The following is a 20,508-nucleotide window of genomic DNA, read 5'->3' as shown; positions in this document are numbered from 1 at the left end:
CCCGGATGTCGGTTTTGAAAAGCAAGGATCGCAGGGAAGAGATTGTCTCTCTCGTCGCTCAGGCGGGAGAATTGAGCGTCGATGCCCTGTCCGAACGCTTCGACGTCTCGGTCGAAACCGTGCGTCGCGACCTGACCCGGCTTGAAGACGAGGGGCGGCTGCGCAAGGTCCATGGCGGCGCCCGGTCGCTGTCGGAGCGGCAAAGGCTGCATGTCGAGGCCTCCTTCGAGGCGCGGATGGAAGAGGAGCGCGAGGCCAAGGAGGCGATCGCCGCCAAGCTGCCCCTGCTCGTCCAACCGGGCGAGACGATCTTTCTCGACACCGGATCGACGACGCTGCTGGCCTGCCCGGTGCTGCGCGAGATCGACGGGCTGACGGTGATCACCAATTCGCTGGCCAATGCCGAAAGCCTGTCGCAGGGCGGCAAGACCCGGGTGTTCCTGCTGGGCGGTGCCTTCACCCGCGGCAATAGCCAGACGGTGGGGCCGATGGTGATCGAACAGATCGGCCGCTTTCGCGCCGATCACGCGATCCTGACGCTGGCCGGGATCGACCCGCAAGCCGGGGTGACCGACGCCGACCCCGACGAGGCCGAAATCGCCCGCAACATGATCAGATATTCGCGGGCCGTCACTTTTTTGACCGCCCCGTCAAAAATCGGCCGGCGCGCCGCGTTTCATGTTTGCCGGCTGGACGAGTTTCAAACGCTGCTGGGGGCAAAGCAACCGGATCCGGAGCTTGTCCGCGCCCTGGGCGCGGCGGGCGTCGCGATGCCCTGAGGGACATAAACGAAAGGCGAAGGACAGGATGCCGAAAGCGATCCAGGCCTATGTGCGTATCATCGACCGGATATCCGACTATGTCGGGGTGGTCGCCATGTATCTGATCTTCCTGATGGTGGGGATCCTGCTGCTGGATGCGGTGACGCGCAATGTCATCGACATCCCGCTGCACTGGTGCATCGAGGCGGCCCAGTTCACCCTGGCGGCCTATTATTTCATGGGCGGCGCCAAGACGATGAAGGACGGCGACCATGTGCGCATGGATCTGCTGTTCGAGAAGCTGTCGGAGCGCGGCAAGCACCGGCTCGACATGATCACCTCGGCTTGCCTTCTGTTCTATCTGGTGGTGCTGCTGATCGGCTCGGTCTCCTCGCTCGAATACGCGATCCAGACCCATGAGCGGCGGTTCTCGATGTGGAACCCCTCGATGATCCCGATCAAGTCGCTGATGGTCGCCTGCATCGTGCTGATGATCCTGCAAACCATTTCGGAATTCTTCAAACACGCCGCCGTGCTGCGCGGGGAGGCCCTGGAATGAGCCCGGAACTGATCGCGCTCACCATGTTCGGCACCATGATGGTGCTGCTTCTGACCGGCCAGCGCGTGTTCGGCGCCATCGGTTTCGTCGGCTCGGCCATGGTGCTGCTGCTCTATGGCACCGGTGGGATCGAGATCCCCTTCTCGGCGGCCTTCAAGCTGTTCAACTGGTTCCCGATGCTGACGCTGCCCCTGTTCATCTACATGGGCTATGTGCTGTCCGAGGCCGGGATCGCCGAAGATCTCTACAAGATGCTGCATGTCTGGTTCGGCCGGGTCGGCGGCGGGCTTGCCATCGGGACGATCTTTCTGATGGTGATCATCTCGGCGATGAACGGGCTGTCGGTCGCCGGCATGGCGATCGGTGCCACCATCGCCCTGCCCGAGATGCTGCGGCGTGGCTATGATAAGGCGCTGATCACCGGCGTGGTGCAGGGCGGATCGTCGCTGGGCATCTTGGTGCCCCCCTCGGTGGTGATGGTGCTTTACGGCATGATCGCGCGCCAGCCGGTGTCGCAGCTCTGGCTCGCCGGGGTGGTCCCCGGGCTGCTGATGGCGGGCATGTTCATCCTCTATGTGCTGATCCGCGCCAAGTTGAACCCCTCGCTCGCCCCGGTGGTGTCGGACGAGGAGATGAACATGCCGTTGTCCGAGAAGCTGAAGCTTCTGCGCGCCGGCATCATCCCCTTCCTGATCTTCTTCGCGATGACCGGGCTGTTCATCATGGGCTATACCAGCCTGGTCGAAAGCTCGGCCGTGGGGGCGACAGCGGCGACGCTGGCGGCGATCGCCAAGCGGCGGTTCACCTGGAAGCTGATGAACGAGACCGCGCGCAAGACGCTCGGGGTTTCCTCCATGTTCCTCTGGCTGATCCTGGCGGCGCTGGCCTTCGGGGCGGTCTTCGACGGCATCGGCGCGGTGCGCGCAATCGAGAACCTGTTCCTGAACCGCTGGGAGCTTGGCCCCTGGCAGGTGATCATCATGATGCAGCTCTCGTTCATCGTGATGGGGATGTTCCTGGACGACACCGCCATGCTGGTGATCGTGGCGCCGCTTTACGTGCCGCTGGTCAAGACGCTGGATCTGGGCTTCGGCAGCGGCAGCACCCAGCTGATCTGGTTCGGGGTGCTCTATACCATGACCTGCCAGATCGCCTATATCACCCCGCCCTTCGGCTATAACCTCTTCCTGATGCGCGCCATGGCGCCCAAGGAAATCACCCTTCCCGACATCTACCGGTCGATCTGGCCCTTCGTCGCCATGATGACGCTGACCATCGCGCTGGTAATGCTGTTCCCGCAGATCGCCCTCTGGCTGCCCGAGACTGTGCGGAACTGATCACCTCGACCAATCATAACCATCCGACAGTGAGGTCTTTCATGACTGATAGTTCCAAGAAATCGCCGTCAGAGAAAATCCTGACATCGCGCCGGAAATTCCTTGCCGGTTCCGCCATCGGCGCGGCCTCGACCCTGGCCGCACCGGCGGTGGTGGCGCAGACCAGCCCGATCAAGTGGCGGCTGCAGACCTATTCCGGTGCGCCGCTCGGCGCCCATGTGATCAAGCCGCAGATCGAGGCCTTCAACACCGCCGCCAACGGCGAGATGGAGATCGAACTCTATTACGCCGACCAGCTCGTACCGACGGGCGAGCTGTTCCGGGCGCTGCAATCGGGGGTGATCGACGCGGTTCAGTCGGATGAGGCCTCGATGAACGCGCCGGTCGATATCGCGGTCTTCGGCGGCTATTTCCCCTTTGCCACCCGCTATTCGCTCGATGTGCCGGCGCTGTTCAAATACTACGGCCTGCAGGAGATCTGGCAGGAAGCCTATGACGAGGTCGACAATGTGACCTGGCTGTCGACTGGCGCCTGGGATCCGCTGCACATCTTCACCAAGGATCCGATCCGCAGCCTGGCCGACATGAAGGGCAAGCGCGTCTTCGGCGTGCCGACCGCCGGCAAGTTCCTGTCGCGCTATGGTCTGATCCCGGTCACCATCCCGTGGGATGACGTCGAGGTGGCGCTGCAGACCGGAGAGCTTGACGGTGTGGCCTGGTGCGGGTTTACCGAAGCCTATGAGGTCGGCTGGGCCGATATCTGCAACTATGCGCTGACCAACTCGATCACCGGCGCCTGGTTCGGCTCCTATTTCGCCAATACCAAGAGCTGGGAGAAGGTGCCGCCGCACCTGCAGGAACTGTTCAAGATCACCATCGACCAATCGCATTACTATCGCGATGTCTGGTACTGGGGCGGCGAGGCCAAGCTGCGCGTCGAGGGCGACAAGATGGAGCTGACCTCGATCCCGCCGGCGGAATGGGCCACCGTGGTCAAGGACGCCGAAGGCTTCTGGGACGAGGTCGCGGCGCAGGGCGACCGCCCGAAGCGCGTGGTCGAGGCCTTCAAGAAATACGCCGCCGTGATGGAAAAGGCCGGCTATCCCTATCGCTGAGCGATCCGTTGCGGCAGGCGGGAAACGCCGCCTGCCGCAGCACCATGCGTCAAAGCTGGGGATGCCGCGCCGCCCAATTCAGCGCCTTTTCGAACTGGCGGCTGGCCCGCAGGACCAGCGCCTCTTCATTCGGGCGGCCGATGATCTGAAGGCCGACCGGAAGACCGCCGACAAAGCCGCAAGGCAGGCTCGCGGCGCAATAGCCCGCGACATTCACCGGCAGCGTATAGGACACCAGCGCGGGGATCCGCAGGGTCAGATCGTTCGGGTCGATCACCGGCGAGGTGATGCCGATGCTGGGCGCCAGGATCAGATCGGTTTCCGCGAAAAGCTCGTCCATATGGCGGATGAACTGCGCCCGGCGCAGCAGCGCCCGGGAATAGTCCACCCCGCTCACCCCCGCCGCCCATTCGAAACGGGTGCGCGCATAGGGCGTCAGCTCTGCCGCCCGCTCGGCATCCTGCATCAGCGCCTCGCCCAGATTGGCCTGACGGTCGACGAAATCCAGCACTTTCCAGGCCTCGTCGATCCCGTCGGTTTCCAGGACCACCGGCGCCTCTTGCAGGATCGCACCGAAATCCGTGACCCGCTCGGCAGCGGCGCGCACCACCCGCAACACCTCGGGGTCGGCGAAATCGGCGGCGGCGCGATTGTCCCACCAGGCGACCCGCAGGCCCGCGATCCCCTGCTCCAGCCCGGCCAGATAGTCGGGCGCCGGATCGGTGCGGCAGAAGGGATCGCCCCGCATCGGCGCCGCGATCACCTGCAACAGCGTCGCCGCATCGCGCACGTCGCGCGCCATCGGCCCGATGGCCGAGAAGAACAGCGTCGAGCCAAAGCCGCCATGGCGCGGCACCCGGCCGAGGCTGGGCAGCAACCCGAAGGTGCCGCATTGCGCCGAGGGCAACCGGATCGAGCCGCCCGCATCGCTGCCGATGGCGAGCGGCCCGAACCCCGCCGCCAGCGCCGCCGCGGCGCCGCCGCTCGACCCGCCCGAGGTGCGGCGGCTGTCCCAGGGGTTGCGGCATTCCTCGCCCAGATGGCCGACGGTGCGCCAATACATGCCGAATTCCGGCGTATTGGTCTTGCCCAGGATGATGCCGCCGCTGGCCCGGATCCGTTCGGCATAGATGCTGTCGTGATCGGGAATGTGATCCTTCAACGTCAGCGATCCGCCGGTGGTGCGCAACCCGCGGGTAAAGAACTGATCCTTGATCGTCACCGGCACCCCGGCCAGAGGACCCGGCACCTGCCCCGCCGCCAGGGCGCGATCGACCGCCCGCGCCTCGTCGATGGCCTGATCGCCGGCCAGGGTGAGAAAGGCGTGCAAGTTCCCATCAAGCCGCCCGATCCGGTCGAGCAGATGCCGCGTCACCTCTTCGGCGGTGATCTCGCCCGCGATGATCCGCTCTCTCAGCCGCCAGGCCGGTTGCCAGTGAAGTTCGCTCATCAATACCTCCGGGATGCGGGACCAACAGATCGGCGGCCGCGCCATCGGCAGGGCCATGCCCCCTATTGGAAGTGATCAAAGGCTATGGAACAATGGCCGTGGACCCCAAAATCCATAACCAAGCGGCTATGATATGAACCTTCAGCACCTGCGCTGCTTTCTCGCCGTGGTCGAGCATATGAACCTGTCCCAGGCGGCCGAGACGCTGGGGATCTCGCAACCGGCGCTGTCCAAGACCATGGCCAAACTGCAGGCCGATCTCTGCGTGCAGCTCTATATCCGCAACGGCCGGGGGATCGCGCTGACCGATGCCGGCACCGCCCTGCGCCGCCGCGCCGAGGCAATCCTGGCCGAGGTCGCCGAGACGCAGGAGCTGATGTCAGAGATGCGGTCGGGGCTGACCGGCCACGTCCGGATCGGCGCCGGCCCCTCCTTCCTGACCCGCACGCTTCCCGACGCGCTTGTCGCGCTGGAGCCAGTGCAGCCCGAGGTGCGCTATACCATCCGCGAGGGCACCACGCAGGAGCTTTGCGACTGGATCAAGACGCGCGAGATCGATTGCGCGCTGCTGGGCTGGGTCCGCTCCGACCGGCACGCCACGGCGCTTGATCCCGATCTCGCCTTCCACCGGCTGCTGGTCGACGATCTGGTGATCGTCACCCGCGAGGATCACCCGCTACACCAGCGGCCGCCGCGACGCTTGGCCGATCTGGCGCCCTATGGCTGGATCCTGCCGCGGATGAGCACACGGTTGCAGGGCGAGCTGAACCGCCTTTACGCCGAGGCCGGCGAGACGCCGCCGTCGGCCCGGGTTCAGACCAGTTCGCTTTTCGCCACCTGCGCGATGTTGCGCCGCAGCGACCTGATCACCCTCTTGGCCCGCAACGCCCTGTCGGCAGAGGATACCGCCGGCCTCCGCCCGCTGCAGCAGGATTGGCTGCCGCTTCAGCGCGAGGCCTATCTGGTCACCCTGAAGGGGCTGCAACTGCCCCCGGCCGCAAGCCGGGTGGTCGACCAGGTGCGGCGCCTGCTGGTGGCGGGTCAGGCGCCGGTTTCGACCGCGAAGGCGGCGAGCGTGTCGCGCAGCAGCTCGATCATCTCGTCCAGCTCGGCCTCGGTCAGGGTCAGCGGCGGGGTGATCATCAGCCATTCGCCATAGCGGCCCTTGGCGGTGCGCCGGGAGTAGAGCAGCAGCCCCCGCTCCATCCCAAGTTCGACAATCCGGCCGATGGCATTGCGCTCGGGCGGAAAGATCGCCTTGCTGCCCTTGTCGGCGACGATCTCGATCGCCTGCAACAGCCCCAGCCCGCGAACATCGCCCACCACCGGGCTGTCCGCCATCAGCGCCAGCAATCGCTGACGCAGCAGGGCGCCGATATGGCGGGCGTTACCGATCAGATCCCGTTCGACCACCTGGGTCAGCACCGCATGACCCACCGCGCAGGACAGCGGATTGGCGCAATAGGTATGCCCATGCAGAAAGCCACCGGCGGCGACCACGGTATCGACCATCTCTTTCGGGGCCAGCGCCATGCCCAGCGGCGTATAGCCCGCTGCCACCCCCTTGGCGAGCGTCACCATGTCGGGCCGCGCATCGGGCCAATGATCGGCGGCCAGGAAAGTCCCGGTGCGCCCTGCCCCGCTCATCACCTCGTCAAAGATCAGCAGGACGCCGTGGCGGCTGCAGATCTCGCGCACCGCGGTGTAATAGTGATCGGGTGCCACCAGCGCCCCCGTGGCCAGCCCACCCACCGGCTCCATGATGAAGGCCAGCACGGTTTCCGGCCCCTCTTCCAGGATGACCTCCTCCAGCGCGCGGGCGCAGGCGCGGGCATAACTGTCGGCGTCGTGATTGTCAGGCAACCGATAGGTGAAGGGTGCGGGCACTCGCGGCATCACCTGCATCACCGGGCCGAAGATCGCGTCGGTCTCGGGATCGCCGGTCACCGAGGCCGCCCCCAGCGTCGCCCCGTGATAGCCGGGATCACGGCCGAGCACCTTCCAGCGCCCGGGCTCGCCCCGGGCGACGGCATATTGCCGCGCCAGCTTGATCGCCGCCTCGGTCGCCTCCGATCCGCCGGAGACCACGAAGGCACGGTCAAGCCCCGGCCCCGCCAGTCGCGCCACCAGATCGGCCAGCAGGATATTCGGCTCGTTCTCGAACAGGGCGCGCGAGGCGAAACAGACCTTCGCCGCCTGCTCGGCCATCGCCGCCAGAACCGCCTTGTCGCCATGGCCGATATTGCTGACCACCGGCCCCGAGGTCGCATCGAAATAGCGCTTGCCCTCGGTGTCCCACATATAGACCCCCTCGGCATGGGAGATCGTCGGCCGCCGCTTCGCCTCGGGTGGCATGTAGAACACCTGGATCGGGCCGCCCTGGGGGCCGAAGGGTCCGCGGGGATCATGGGCGGGGCTGTGCTGCGGGGTCATGACAGGGCTTCCTTATGGTGTCTCGGACGCCATCGCGGTGCTGATCCTCACCGAATCCGGCCCGCGATGCCGATCTGCCCCAGACCTATACCAAAGGCGCCGATCCCCGCGCCGGAAAATTCGCGCCACCCCTGTCCCGGTCGTGGTCCGACCAACAAACTGGCAACCGCCGAACGCCCCGCGCATCGGTGAAGCGCCGAGACAGCGCGGTCATTCCGCGGCCGCCTTGTCGCGGATGGCGGCGCCGTCCCAGCTCTTGCGCGCGCGGTAGAGCGAATTCACGTCCCGAAACCCCAACAGAAAGGCCGCCTCGGCCGAGGAATGGCCGCGCGCCTCGATGAGCTGCGCATCGAGCGCGGCGCGCACTGCCGTCAGCTCCTGCCGAAAGCTGGTGCCAGCCTCGCCCAGCCGTCGCTGCAGGGTGCGCCGGCTCATCCCCAAGTCCGAGGCGATGGTGCCGATGGTGGCACGCCCGGCCGGCAAGGCCGAGGTCAGCGCCTGGCGCAATGCGGTGATGAAACTGCGGTCGGTCGCCACAACGCAAAGGCTGCGTTGCAGCACCTCGACCAGATCGTCGCGCCGCGACGAGAAGGGGGCAGAGGCCGCCCGGGCCGAGAACCCGATTTCCTGCCGCGCCCCCAGCATCACCCTTGTCCCGATGATCTGCTCGAAAAGCCCCCGTTCCGGCGGCAAGGCCGGCAAGGTCACCGTCAGCGCAGGCTGCGGCACGACCGGCCCGCGCCGCGCCAGCGCCACCCAGAACAGCGTCTCGATCGCCAGCAGCAACGGCGGCACCGGCAGCGGTTCCGGCCAGCTGAAGCGAAGCTGCAGCCCGCCGTTATCCTGACCGACGTCAAGGCCAAGCGGCCCGATCAGCGGCTTGTACTGCGCGATCCGCAGCGCCGCCGACGCCAGGTTTTCACTGCACAGGCCGATCAGCAGCGCGGGATCGAGCGTTTCGAAACCGAAATGATCGAGCACCCCCTGATAAAGATCGGCCGCCATCGGCTCGGCCGCCGCGAAAAGCCCGTAATAGACGCGCGGCTCCAGCGCCAGCGACCGATGGCCGCCAGCCGGGATATCGAACCCCAGCGCCCGCGCATAGGCCAGCGTTCCCGGGCCGAGATGAAACCGTTCAGTCATCGTCTTACCCCGCCGTTGGATCAAGATAGATCGGATCGTTCCGATGCGCGATCCAGGCCTGTTTCTGCATCATTTTGATCCAGGCCTCGGTTTCGGCGGGCACCACGTTGCGGAACTTGGTGTTCTCGGCTTCGCAGATGTCGACCAGCGCGTCGACCATGATCTGCGGATCAAGCTGGCCGGGCATCGGCTCGGCCCCGCCGATCATGTCGAACATCGTCAGCATCGGCGATTTCGACAACGAGGTCTTGGGATCGAACCATTCCAGCGCCGTTTCGGCGCCGCGGTCGTTGAAACCGGTGCCGAAGATCCCTGGATTGGCGGTGCAGAATTCGATCCCGGTCTCGGCCAGCTCGGTCCTGAGCCCCTCGATCAGCCCTTCGAGCGCGTGTTTGGTGGCGGTATAGACGGCGGCGAAGGGCACGGTGATCAGCCCGCCCATCGAGGTGACGGTGACGATCTTGCCGGCACGGCGCGCCGCCATCTGCGGAACGAATCCCTGGATCATCGCCAAAGTGCCGAAGACGTTGACCTCGAAATTCTCGCGCACCCGCTCCATCGGCATTTCCGCCACCGGCCCGGCCTGCATCTGGCCAGCGTTGTTGACCAGAATGTCGATCTCATGGGTGAAGGCGCGGGCGCGATCTTGCGGATTGGTGATGTCGAGCTTGATGATCTCCATCTCGACATTAGCCGCCCAGGCCTCGGCCAAAAGCTCGGTCCGCTGCTGCGGGTATTGCACGGCGGCGATAACGTGGTGCCCTTTGGCGGCCAGGGCCAGGGCCAGCCCCTTGCCGAAGCCGCTGGCGGCACCGGTGATCAGAATGCGCTTCATGGCCGCATCTCCCTTCGATTGCTCGGCCCCAATCTACGGAAGCCAGGCCATCGCGAAACCAGCAATGCGCGCCAATGACATTCAAGATGCGCCAAAGCGACCGAGACAGCGGCCGCCGGCCCAGAAGCGACAGGCGGCGCGACCCCGACGGCCGCGCCGCGCCAACGTCACGCTTGCGGCAGCCGCTGGCGGACCAGCGTGGTCCAATAGGAACAGCCCCAGGCGATCACCTCGTCGTTGAAGTCGTACATCGGGTGATGCAGACCGGCCGAGGGGCCGTTGCCGACGTTGATCATCGCGCCCGGCACCTCGTTGAGCATGAAGGAGAAATCCTCGCCCCCCAGGGTTTGCGGCATGTCGAGATGCACGTTCTCGACGCCCGCAACCTCCTGCGCCGCCTTGGCCGCCAGCTCGGTTTCGCGCTCGTGGTTCACCGTCACCGGGTAATGCCGGGTATACTCCAGCTTGCCCTCGCCGCCAAAGGCCAAGGCGATATGTTCGACCATCGCCCGCATCCGGGTTTCCACCATGTCGCGCACCTCTTCGCGCAGGGTGCGCACGGTGCCGGTCATCTCCACCGCCTGCGGAATGACGTTGAAGGCATTGCCGGCGTGGATGGTGCAGAGCGAGATCACCGCGCTGTCGATCGGATCCTTGTTGCGCGAAATCAGCGTCTGCACCGCCTGCAGCAGCGCCGCCGCCATCGGCAGCGGGTCGAGCGTCTGTTCCGGGCGCGCCGCATGGCCGCCGCGACCGGTGATGGTGATCTTCACCTCGTCGACCGAGCCCATGATCGGCCCCGGCGCGATGGTGAATTGGCCGAGCGGCAGGTTCGGCCGGTTGTGCATGCCGTAAACCTCGTCACAGGGCCAGCGTTTGAACAAGCCGTCCTCGATCATCGCCCGCGCCCCGGCGCCGCCCTCTTCGGCGGGCTGGAAGATCACGATCACCGTGCCGTCGAAGGCGCGGCTCTCGGCCAGGTGCTTGGCGGCGCCGAGCAGCATGGTGGTATGCCCGTCATGGCCGCAGGCATGCATCTTGCCCTCGATCTGCGAGGCCCAGGGCTTGCCGGTCTCTTCCTTGATCGGCAGTGCGTCCATGTCGGCGCGCAGCCCGATGGTGCGGCCCGAGGTATCGCTCTGCCCGCGGATCACGCCGACCACGCCGGTCTTGCCGATGCCCTCGTGCACCTCGTCCACCCCGGCGGCGCGCAGCGCCTCGGCGACGGTCTGGGCAGTGCGGGTGACGTCATAGAGCAGTTCGGGGTTCTGGTGCAGGTCGCGGCGGAATTCGGTCAGCGTGGCGACCTCCTTGGCGACCCAGTTCTCAACGGCCATGGATCAGGCCTCCTTCTTCATGCGGTAACGGAAATCGCAATAGGGTGCGCCCTTCATGATGGTCTGGGTGCGGGTCATCTCGATCTCCGGGTTATAGCCGATACAGAAATCGCCATCGCGGTTGCAGGACAGCAGATGGCCGATATCGCCGATCCCCATGTCGCGATACATCTCGGCATAGCGGCAGCGGGTGACGTTGAAATCCATCTTCTCCTCGGAGGCTTCCAGCATCTCGATCCTGAGCGCGTCCTCGCGGGTCCAGGCCGGCTGGATGGCGGCGAAATCGGTCAGGTCCGGGGCATGCCCCAGCGCCTCGGCCAGCATCTGGCCCTGTTCGATGGCGGATTTCGAACAGGCGGCGCCGATCACCGCCTCGGCCTCCTCGCGGCCCGAACGTTCGGTGATCACGTCAAGCACGTGTTTCAGGATCATCGCCTCGATCTTGCGGCGCAGGAGGATCGGGATATCGTTGAGATCCATGCCTTCGGTTTCAGCCATGAGTAGGTCTCCTGTCAGAGGTTCAGTTCCTTGTGGTCCTGGCGTTTCAGCCAGGCAAGATAGGTGGGGGCGACCCGACGCACGATCCCGTGCAGCGGGAAGGGATGCGGCTCGGTCACCGGCAGGGCCAGTTCCTGTTCCGCCACGCCGGTCACCGCGCGCGCCAATTCGCGACCCAGAGAGGTGCCAAGCGCCACGCCGCGCCCGTTGCAGCCGATCCAGGCCCAGCCGTCCGGACCCAGCTTGTGCACGCGCGGGAAGCGGTCCCAGTTCATGCCGATGAAGCCCGACCAGACGTGGGTCATCTCGGGCAGGCCCAGATCGGGAAACGCCTCGGCCAGATTGCGGGCGGCCTTCTGGCGGACCCGGTTGGCGACATTGAAATTCCCCATCACCGCGCCGCCGGTGATCAGCCGGTTACGGGCGTCATAGCGGAAGAAACGCAGATCTCCGCGCGTGTCCGACACCGCCTGCCGTCCCGGCAGGATCTTGGCGCGCAGATTGTCGCTCACCGGCTGGGTCGCCATCTGCCAGCTCAGCACCGGAACGATGGAATGGGCGATCCGGGGGGCGAGCTTCGGCGCCAATTCCCCGGTATAGGCGTTGGTGGCAAGGATCAGCGCACGGGCCTTCAGTGTGCCGCCAGGGGTGCGGATCACCCATTGGGCGCCCTCGCGGACAAAGCTCTGGACCGGGGATTGTTCGTGGATCACCACGCCCAGCCCCTCGGCCGCGCGCGCCATCTCGCGCGCCAAGGCCAGCGGGTTCACATGGCCGCCGGTGCGGTTGTACATGCCGCCATACCAGAAATCAGTGCCGAGGATCTCTGCCGTCTCGCTGGCGTCCTTCAGCTCGGCCGGGAAACCGAACCGCTGCCAGGCGTCGACCCGCTTTTGCGACAGTTTCACCCGGCCAGGGGTATGCGCCGGCTGGAACCAGCCTGCCTGCTCCGCCTCGGCCTGCATGTCGAATTCGCGCACCAGGTTGAACAGCACATCGCCGGAATTGCCGATCAGATTGACCATCCGCCTGCCGGCCTCGCCATAGCGGCTGACCCAGACGTCAGGCTCGGCGCTGGTCAGGATCGGGATCACCTGGCCATTGTTGCGCCCCGAGGCGCCCCAACCGGCGGCCTTGCCCTCCAGCAGCGTCACCGCATGGCCGCGCTTGGCCGCCTCGATCGCGGCGGAAAGCCCGGTGAAACCGGCGCCGATCACCGCGACATCAGTCTCCTCGGTGCCCTTGAGCGGGGCCGTGACAGCACGCTCCGGCGCGGTGGCGGCCCAGAGCGATTTCGGGAATTCGACAGCTTCGCCCATCAGGCGGCTCCTTCTTCTGTCAGGGCGGCGGCCTCATGCGGCAGCCAGAACCAGCGCAGCGCCTCTTCTTCGGCGGGCAGGTCAAGCGGATCGGCGGGCGACAGGCCGGCGGCGGCCCCGGCCAGGGCCGCAGCCTGGGCCAGGCAGGCGTCAAAGTCGGGCAGCGGGCAGTCCATCTCGGCCGCGCCGGACCAGAGCGCCGACAGGCAAGAGGGCGGCGCATCCTCGACCGGTGGACGGGCGCGCCAGACGCCCTCGGTCGGGTCCAGCCGGTAATGCGGCAGCATCTCAAGCCCATGTTCGGCGATGAAGCGGATCGCGGCGGCGATGTGATCGACATCCGCATCCTCGAAGAACCAGTTCACCCCCAGCCGCGCCCAGCCGGGCCGGAAGGCGGTATGGCCGTGATGCACTGCCTCTTCATGCCGCGCACTGGTGGCGCCGTCGATCCGCAGCAGCGCATGACCGTAAGGCCCGGCGCAGGAACAGCCGCCCCGCGCCTGGATGCCGAACAGATCATTCAACAGCGCGACCACGTAGTTATGATGAAGAAGCCGCCCCTTCACCCTGATATTGAACGAGAAAATGCCCAGACGCGGCACGTTGCGCGGGCCCAGCAACTCAACCCCCGGAATGGCGCGCAGGGCATCTTCCAGACGGCGGGTCAGCGTGGTTTCCCGCGCCGCCACCCGCGCCTCGTCCATGTCGCGCTTGAGCTGCATCACCATGCCGGCGCGGATGTTGTCGACGATGGCGGGCGTGCCCCCCTCCTCCCGATGTTCTGGATCGGTGACATAGGAATGCCCCTCGGCGGTGACATAGGTCACCGTGCCGCCGCCCACCATCGTCGGGCGCGCACCGGCGAAAAAGCCGCGATCGGCCACCAGCACGCCCGAGGCGCCGGGGCCGCCGGGATATTTGTGCGGCGACAGCACCGCGGCGTCGATCCGGTCAGCGGCGCCCGGCGCGGTTTCGGCCAGGCGGATCGGCACATAGGGCGCGGCGGCGGCGAAATCGGCGATGCAGAGACCACCATGGGCATGCATCAGACGCGCGATGGCGCGCAGGTCGGTCAGCACCCCGGTGACGTTGGAAGCGGCCGAGAAGGCGCCGATCTTCAGCGGCGCATCCGCATGGGTCGCCAGCTTGCGCTCCAGCGTCTCAAGACAGATGCTCCCCCCCTCGTTCAGCGGCACCCGGACGACGGTGGCGCCGCTTTCGCGCCAAGGCAGATCGTTCGAATGATGCTCATAGGGGCCGACGAAGACCACCGCCCCCTGCTCCAGCCCCATCATCGCCAGCGCCCGCACCAGCTTGTCGACCGCGCCGGTCGCCCCGGCCCCGGTGAAGATCACCGCGTGGTTGTCATCCGCGTCGACCGCCGCGCGCACCGCCTCGCGCGCCATTTCGCGCAGCTGCGTGGTGCGCCTGCCGGTGAAGGAGGTCTCGGTATGGGTATTGCCATAGTAGGGCAACACATGGGTGCGGATCGCATCCTCGATGAAGGCGAGCGCGCGGCCCGAGGCGACGTAATCGGCATAAAGCAACGCACGCGGCCCGAAGGGGCCGGGAATGGCGGTGCCTTCGCCGATCAGGGCACCACGAATATCTTTGAATTCCAGTGACATGTACAAACCTCAGGCGGCATCCGTGCGGAACGATGGAGGAGTCCAGTCGCGTCCGGGGATGGAAGACAGCAAATTCTGCGTATAGGGGTGCTGCGGATTGGCGAAGACCTCGGCCGTCAGCCCGCTTTCGACGATCTCGCCCTTCTGCATGACGATGATCCGGTCGCAAAGCTGCGCCGCGACCCGCAGATCGTGGGTGACGAACAACAGCGACAGGTTCAGCCGGTCGCGCAGATCGGCCAGCAATTTCAGCACCTGCGCCTGCACCGAAACGTCGAGCGCCGAGACGGGTTCATCCGCCACGATCACCTTCGGTTCAAGCGCGAGCGCCCGGGCGATGCCGATCCGCTGCCGCTGCCCGCCCGAGAATTCATGCGGGAAACGGGTGGCGGCGGCGGGCGACAGTTCGACCAGTTCCAGCAGGCGGCGGGCATCGGCGCGCGCCTTGTCGGGATCGGTGCCATGGACGATCGGCCCCTGGGCGATCAGATCGACCACCCGCTTGCGCGGGTTGAGCGAGGCCATCGGATCCTGGAACACCATCTGGATATGCTTGCGCATCGCGCGCAGCTCCCGCGGCGAACAGGCCAGCAGATCCTTGCCGTCCAGTTCCACCTTGCCGGCATCGCATTCCAGCAGGCGGGTAACGATGCGCGACACCGTGGTCTTGCCCGACCCGGATTCCCCCACCACGCCGAGCGTTTCGCCCCGGTGCAACTGAAAGGTCAGATCCTTGACCGCGACAACCGCCTTGCGCTTGCCCGACAGCAGACCGCCGCGCGCGGCGAAGGTCTTTTTCAGCCCGGTGCCCTTCAGCACCACCGGCGCCTGGGTGACGGGTTTCACCGGTGGCGGCGTCAGCGCCGGCACCGCCCCGATCAGGGCGCGGGTATAGGCGTGCTGCGGGTTGTTCAGCACCTCTGACGCCGGGCCCTGTTCGACCATCTCGCCCTTGCACAGGACCGCGACCTTGTCGGCGATCTCGGCCACCACACCGAAGTCGTGGGTGATGAAGAGAACGCCCGCGCCCTCCTGCTCCTGCAGCTCGCGGATCAGCTTGAGGATCTGCAACTGGGTGGTCACGTCGAGCGCGGTGGTCGGCTCGTCGGCGATGATCAGCTTCGGCGACAGCATCAGCGCCATGGCGATCACCACCCGCTGCCGCTGCCCGCCAGACACCTGGTGCGGATAGGCGTTATAGGCCGAGGCCGGATCGGGGATATGCACGCGTTCCAGCATCTCGATGGCGCGGGCCCTGCGTTCGGCGCGGTTCATCCTGGTGTGCAGCCGCAGCACCTCGTCGAGCTGCCAACCCACGGTTTTCTGCGGGTTGAGCGCGGTCATCGGCTCCTGGAAAATCATGGCGATATCCTCGCCGCGGATCGCCCGCATCTCGGTTTCGGTCTTGCCCAGAAGCTCCTGGCCCATGAAGCGGATGGCGCCGCCGGCGACATGGACATGGGGTTCCGGCAAGAGCCGCATGATGGCACCGGCACAAAGCGACTTGCCGGAGCCGGATTCACCGACGAGGCAGACGATCTCGCCCGGTTCGATGGTCAGGTCGAGCCCTTCCAGCGCAAAGGGGCGGTCGGCCCCCTTGGGCAGGGCGATCTTGAGGTCGCGGATTTGCAGGATGGGAGGCGTGTCGGTCATTGTTTCTTCTGCCTCGGGTTCAGCGCGTCATTCAGCCCCTCGCCCAGCAGCGAGAAGGAGAGCACGGTCAGGACGATGGCGATGCCGGGGATGACGGCGCAGTAAGGGGCGGAGCGCAGCACAGCGCGACCCTGGCCGATCATGTTGCCCCAGCTGGCATAGTTGGGATCGCCCAGCGCCAGGAAGGCCAGCGCGCTTTCCAGCAGGATCGACAGCGCCATGATCACCGAGGCATAGACCACGATGGGCGGCAGCGCGTTGGGCAGGATTTCCTTGAAGATGATGGCGGTGTTCGACACCCCGAGGTTGCGCGCCGCATCGACGAATTCGCGGCCCCTGAGCGACATGAACTCGGCCCGGACCATGCGGGCGGGTGCGGTCCAGCTGACGATGCCGATGGCCAGGGTGATCCATTCGATCTTCGACCCCATGATCGCCACCAGCGTCAACAGCAGCACGAAGTTCGGGATGGTCTGGAACGCCTCGGTCACCCGCATCAGCAGGTCATCGACCCAGCCGCCGAAATAGCCGGCAAGCGCGCCGATGACGACACCGATGGCGATCGCGACCAGGGTGGCGACCACCCCGATCAGAAGCGAGATGCGGGCGCCATAGAACACGCCGGACAGCACGTCACGGCCAAGCTGGTCGGTGCCCAGCGGCGTCGCCCAGTCGACGAAGGGCGGCGTCAGCGGCGCGCCGGCGCGGCGCAGCGGGTCGCCGGGATCGACAAGACCTGCGGTCAGCGCCATCAGCACGACGACGGCGAAGATGACGAGCCCCAGCAGGGCCGCACGGTTGCGCCGGTAGCGGCGCCAGAATACCACCAGCCGGGGCGGCTCGGCGGGGGAGAGATCGGTGTCGAGCGAGGTCATGCGAGTTCGATCCGGCTGTCGAGACGTGCATAGAGCAGGTCGGTGAGGAAATTCACGACGACGACGATCAGGGCGCAGAGGAAGATGATCCCCATCAGCGTGTTCATGTCGCGTTGCACCACAGACTGATAGGCAAGCTGCCCCAGCCCCGGCAGGGTGAAGATGGTCTCGACCACGACGGAGCCGCCGAGAACGGTGGAGAATTGCAGGCCCAGCAGCGTCACCACCGGCAAGAGCGCGTTGCGCATGATGTGATGGATCATCAGCCGCACCTCCCCTGCCCCCTTGGCGCGGGCGGTGCGGACGTAATCCAGATCCGCCACCTCGAGCACCGAGGCGCGCATCAGCCGCAGGTAGAAGGAGAGATAGATCAGCGACAGCGCGGCGGTGGGCATGACCAGATGCCTGGCGACATCGACCACATGGTCCCAGCCGGTATAGAAACCGGCGACGGTCTTGATGCCGCCGACCGGCAGCCAGCCCAGTTTGACCGAGAACAGCAGCATCATCATCAGCGACAGGAAGAACGACGGGGTGGCATAGAACACCAGCCCGAGGATCGAGATGATATTGTCGGTCGCCGAATAGACCCGGCGGGCGGCGATGGCGCCCAGCACGACGCCGGCGGTGAAGGCGATGCTGAGCGAGGTCGCCATCAGCATCAGCGTGGTGCCGAGCCGGTCCAGCAGGACGGTCGAGACCGGTTGTTCATAGACGAAGGACCAGCCGAAATCGAAGGTCGCGAGCTTGGCCATATACCGCCAGAGCTGCACCCAGATCGGTTGATCGAGCCCGTATTCGGCGCGCAGCCGCGCGATGAAGGCGGCATCGGCGCCACCCATGTCGCCGACCAGCGCATCGACGGTGTCGCCGGGGGCGAGTTTCAACAGCAGGAAGGTGCCGATCATGATCAGGATGATCACGGGCACGGCCTGCAGCAGGCGGCGCAGCGCATAGATCAGGATCGGAGGGAGGGGGATTTTCATGGGAGGGCGGTCCTTCGCGGGACAGAAAGGACGGGCACCACCGGGGTGCCCGTCCGCAGGGTCAGGTTACTGTTCGATCCAGAGGTCGTACCAGCTCGAGGAGTTCCACCGCGGGGTGTTGTGGTGGTTGTGCAGCTTCTTCGAGGTGACCGAGATGAAGGGATGCTCGATGGCGAAGATCACCGGCAGCTCTTCCATCTCGCGGCGCTGGATGGCGTGATACATCTCGGCGCGCTTCGCGGGATCAAGCTCAGAGGCGGCGTCGTCGATCATCTGGTCCATCACCTCATCCTTCCAGCCGAACTGGTTGGTCCAGGGGGTGCCTTCCGGCTGACCCGAGCGCAGCCAGACCATGGTCGACACGGCCGGGTCGGAGCGGAACTGGTGCCAGCCGTTGGCGGTGTCGAAATCATGGTCGCGATAGACGCCGTTCAGAAAGCCCGGAGCGTCGTTGGTCAGGATCTCGACGTCGATGCCGATCTCCTTCATCGCCTGGGCGTAATATTCGGCCCAGAGCTGGGTGTATTCGCCCCAGGGCGCCGGACGGTGGCGCAGGTGGAAGCGATAGCCGTCCTCCTTCACCGGATAGCCGGCCTCGTCGAGCATCTTCTTGGCCAGTTCCGGATCATAGGCATAGGTCGGCACGTCATCGGTGTAATTGGCGGTATCCGCGCTGGGGATCGGACCCCGGCCCGGCTTGGCATAGCCGCGCATGATGGTCTTGATCGCATAGTCGATGTCGAGACCGTGATACATCGCCTGACGCACCTTCAGGTCGGCCAGGATCGGGTTGCGGTGGTTGAACTCGACGGTCGAATGGGCGACGTTGTTCTCATAACCCTGGGTGCCCACGTCAAAGCGGTCGTCCTTGGACAGCCGTTCGACATCGGCCATCGACACGCCGATAAAGCCCGACTCCTGCACCTCGCCCGCTTCCAGAGCCGCAGCGGCGGCGGATTTGTCCTTGATGAAGCGCCAGACGATCCGGTCCAGATAGGGATAGCCCTTGCGCCAGTAATCCTCGTTCTTCACCGCCATGACATATTGGCCGCGTTCGTATTCGACGAACTTGAAGGGGCCGGTGCCAACGGGAGCGGTGTTGTACTTGTTCTTCAGGATGTCGGTGCCCTCATAGAGATGCTTGGGCACCGGATGGCCGAGATCGGGCATCGCCGCCAGGAACAGCTCCATCGGCATCGGCTTGGAATAGTTGAAGACGGCGGTATGCGGATCGGGGCAGTCGACCGTCTCCAGATTGGCCTGCAGCGCCGAGGAATAGTTCAGCAGCTTCTTCCACAGCTCGATGGCGCTGAAGGCCACGTCGTCGCAGGTGAAGGGCTTGCCATCATGCCAGTTCACGCCTTCGCGCAGCTTGAGGGTGATGTGCAGACCGTCGTCGGTGGAAGACCACTCGGTCGCCAGCACCGGCACATAGCCCTCATAGGACTTGTCGATCAGCGGCTCCATGATCTTGCCGGTGATATTGTAGACCCCGGTCGAGGCCCGCAGCGCGGGGTTCAGGATGCGCTGTTCGGAAATCATGTGGATGACTGCGGTGCCACCCTTTTGCACATCCTCGGCCTGTGCCATGGTCGCAGCGGAGCCAACTACCCCCGCCGTCGCCAGGGCGAGGCCCAGTGCTCTGAGATTTTGCTTCATGTCTGGTTTCTCCCGGTCGGTTCACACCCCGCAGGGCCTTGTCCCTTGGTGCGTAGGTAAAGTGCGACGCACGAACAAGTGATGTCAACACGGAATACCAAAATTCTGTTCCTAATTAGAAAATTCAACTAGGAAGAGATCATTAATTGGGATACAAATTCAAAACATCAGGGGGATCAAGGGAGTTTTCACTTGAAAAAGATTGTTTGGATCACCGGCGCGGGCTCTGGAATCGGGGCCGCGATGGCGCGGACCTTCGCCAGTGCGGGCTATGGCGTGGCCTTGACCGGCCGCACTCGTGACAATCTGGAAGAGGTCGCAGCCTCGCTGCCCGAGGCGGCGCAATCGCTGATCGTGCCGGGCGATGTGACCGACCGGACCGGCATGGCCGCGGCGGCGCAGGAAATCGTCGCCTGGGGCGGCGGCCTGCATGTGCTATGCAACAACGCCGGGCTCAACATTCCCAAGCGCCGCTGGGAAGATTTGGACTGGGAAAGCTGGGACAAGGTCTTTGAGATCAACGTCACCGGCGCGCTGAACGTGATCGCCGCCTGCCTGCCGGCGATGCGCGCCCAGCAGGACGGCATCATGATCCATACCTCGAGCTGGGCCGGCCGGTTCCATTCCGCCGTGGGGGGCGTGGCCTATGGCGCCTCGAAACACGCGCTGAGCGATCTGTCGGCCAGCCTGAACGATCAGGAGGGGGTGAACGGCATCCGATCGACCGCGCTTTGCCCGGCCGAGGTGGCGACGCCGCTGCTGACCCGACGTCCGGGCTTCGATTCCGCCCGCCTGCCCGCGATGATCCAGCCCGAGGACATGGCCGAAACCGCGCTCTACGTGGCGCGGATGAATCCCAATGTCGCCGTCCACGAAATCGTCCTGGCTCCGGTCCGCCGCTGAGCCTGCCCCAACAGGAG

18 protein-coding genes are annotated in these 20,508 nt (G+C 65.6%); 6 read left to right on the top strand and 12 right to left on the bottom strand.

The window, feature by feature from the left end:
- The first annotated feature begins 5 nt into the window (after positions 1-5).
- The 4 genes from ACN0V4_RS03300 to ACN0V4_RS03285 all read left to right on the top strand — a co-directional run bounded on the left by ACN0V4_RS03300 (position 6) and on the right by ACN0V4_RS03285 (position 3,772).
- The gene (locus ACN0V4_RS03300; RefSeq protein ID WP_417673102.1) at positions 6-779 is read left to right on the top strand and encodes a DeoR/GlpR family DNA-binding transcription regulator; all 774 of its coding nucleotides are present in this window, start codon (positions 6-8) and stop codon (positions 777-779) included.
- A 28-nt stretch (positions 780-807) separates the two neighbouring features.
- Positions 808-1,320, top strand: a complete 513-nt coding sequence (locus tag ACN0V4_RS03295; protein ID WP_417673101.1) for a TRAP transporter small permease subunit — start codon at positions 808-810, stop codon at positions 1,318-1,320.
- Positions 1,317-2,657, top strand: coding sequence for a TRAP transporter large permease (locus tag ACN0V4_RS03290; protein ID WP_417673100.1), 1,341 nt, complete (start codon positions 1,317-1,319; stop codon positions 2,655-2,657). The genes ACN0V4_RS03295 and ACN0V4_RS03290 overlap by 4 nt, the downstream gene beginning before the upstream one ends.
- Positions 2,658-2,737: 80 nt before the next feature.
- Complete coding sequence (locus tag ACN0V4_RS03285; RefSeq protein ID WP_417673908.1) at positions 2,738-3,772, top strand: C4-dicarboxylate ABC transporter; 1,035 nt, start codon at positions 2,738-2,740, stop codon at positions 3,770-3,772.
- A gap of 49 nt (positions 3,773-3,821) precedes the next feature.
- On the opposite strand, the gene ACN0V4_RS03280 is transcribed toward ACN0V4_RS03285, so the two are convergent.
- Positions 3,822-5,222, bottom strand: coding sequence for an amidase (locus ACN0V4_RS03280; RefSeq protein WP_417673099.1), 1,401 nt, complete (start codon positions 5,220-5,222; stop codon positions 3,822-3,824).
- Positions 5,223-5,355: 133 nt separating this feature from the next.
- On the opposite strand from ACN0V4_RS03280, the gene ACN0V4_RS03275 reads away from it, so the two are divergent.
- Positions 5,356-6,381, top strand: a complete 1,026-nt coding sequence (locus ACN0V4_RS03275; RefSeq protein WP_417673098.1) for a LysR family transcriptional regulator — start codon at positions 5,356-5,358, stop codon at positions 6,379-6,381.
- Here ACN0V4_RS03275 and ACN0V4_RS03270 read toward each other — a convergent pair.
- The 11 genes from ACN0V4_RS03270 to ACN0V4_RS03220 all read right to left on the bottom strand — a co-directional run bounded on the left by ACN0V4_RS03270 (position 6,264) and on the right by ACN0V4_RS03220 (position 19,588).
- On the bottom strand, positions 6,264-7,655 hold the full coding sequence (locus ACN0V4_RS03270) for an aspartate aminotransferase family protein (RefSeq protein ID WP_417673097.1): 1,392 nt from the start codon (positions 7,653-7,655) through the stop codon (positions 6,264-6,266). The genes ACN0V4_RS03275 and ACN0V4_RS03270 overlap by 118 nt on opposite strands.
- Before the next feature lie 210 nt (positions 7,656-7,865).
- Positions 7,866-8,798, bottom strand: a complete 933-nt coding sequence (locus tag ACN0V4_RS03265) for a helix-turn-helix domain-containing protein (RefSeq protein WP_417673096.1) — start codon at positions 8,796-8,798, stop codon at positions 7,866-7,868.
- 4 nt (positions 8,799-8,802) lie between these two features.
- A complete protein-coding gene (locus ACN0V4_RS03260) occupies positions 8,803-9,633 on the bottom strand; it encodes an SDR family oxidoreductase (RefSeq protein ID WP_417673095.1) in 831 nt (276 codons plus the stop codon).
- A gap of 167 nt (positions 9,634-9,800) precedes the next feature.
- Positions 9,801-10,970: a M20 aminoacylase family protein gene (locus ACN0V4_RS03255; RefSeq protein WP_417673094.1), complete on the bottom strand. Its 1,170-nt coding sequence runs from the start codon at positions 10,968-10,970 to the stop codon at positions 9,801-9,803.
- 3 nt (positions 10,971-10,973) lie between these two features.
- Positions 10,974-11,468 carry an L-2-amino-thiazoline-4-carboxylic acid hydrolase gene (locus ACN0V4_RS03250; protein WP_417673093.1) on the bottom strand — a complete coding sequence of 165 codons (495 nt, stop codon included), beginning with the start codon at positions 11,466-11,468 and terminating at the stop codon, positions 10,974-10,976.
- Positions 11,469-11,482: 14 nt separating this feature from the next.
- Positions 11,483-12,787, bottom strand: coding sequence for an NAD(P)/FAD-dependent oxidoreductase (locus ACN0V4_RS03245; RefSeq protein WP_417673092.1), 1,305 nt, complete (start codon positions 12,785-12,787; stop codon positions 11,483-11,485).
- A complete protein-coding gene (locus ACN0V4_RS03240; protein WP_417673091.1) occupies positions 12,787-14,415 on the bottom strand; it encodes an aminotransferase class V-fold PLP-dependent enzyme in 1,629 nt (542 codons plus the stop codon). The genes ACN0V4_RS03245 and ACN0V4_RS03240 overlap by 1 nt, the downstream gene beginning before the upstream one ends.
- Before the next feature lie 9 nt (positions 14,416-14,424).
- A complete protein-coding gene (locus ACN0V4_RS03235) occupies positions 14,425-16,068 on the bottom strand; it encodes an ABC transporter ATP-binding protein (RefSeq protein ID WP_417673090.1) in 1,644 nt (547 codons plus the stop codon).
- Positions 16,065-16,943 carry an ABC transporter permease gene (locus tag ACN0V4_RS03230; protein ID WP_417673089.1) on the bottom strand — a complete coding sequence of 293 codons (879 nt, stop codon included), beginning with the start codon at positions 16,941-16,943 and terminating at the stop codon, positions 16,065-16,067. The genes ACN0V4_RS03235 and ACN0V4_RS03230 overlap by 4 nt, the downstream gene beginning before the upstream one ends.
- The gene (locus ACN0V4_RS03225) at positions 16,940-17,929 is read right to left on the bottom strand and encodes an ABC transporter permease (RefSeq protein WP_417673088.1); all 990 of its coding nucleotides are present in this window, start codon (positions 17,927-17,929) and stop codon (positions 16,940-16,942) included. The genes ACN0V4_RS03230 and ACN0V4_RS03225 overlap by 4 nt, the downstream gene beginning before the upstream one ends.
- 66 nt (positions 17,930-17,995) lie before the next feature.
- Positions 17,996-19,588 carry an ABC transporter substrate-binding protein gene (locus ACN0V4_RS03220; RefSeq protein WP_417673087.1) on the bottom strand — a complete coding sequence of 531 codons (1,593 nt, stop codon included), beginning with the start codon at positions 19,586-19,588 and terminating at the stop codon, positions 17,996-17,998.
- A gap of 192 nt (positions 19,589-19,780) precedes the next feature.
- Between ACN0V4_RS03220 and ACN0V4_RS03215 the strand changes: the two genes are divergently transcribed.
- Positions 19,781-20,491, top strand: coding sequence for an SDR family oxidoreductase (locus tag ACN0V4_RS03215; protein ID WP_417673086.1), 711 nt, complete (start codon positions 19,781-19,783; stop codon positions 20,489-20,491).
- Positions 20,492-20,508 lie beyond the last annotated feature (17 nt).

The organism is Pseudodonghicola sp., from assembly GCF_048268305.1.
Taxonomy (GTDB): Bacteria; Pseudomonadota; Alphaproteobacteria; order Rhodobacterales; family Rhodobacteraceae; genus Pseudodonghicola.
This window is presented reverse-complemented; position numbering and strand designations above follow the sequence as displayed.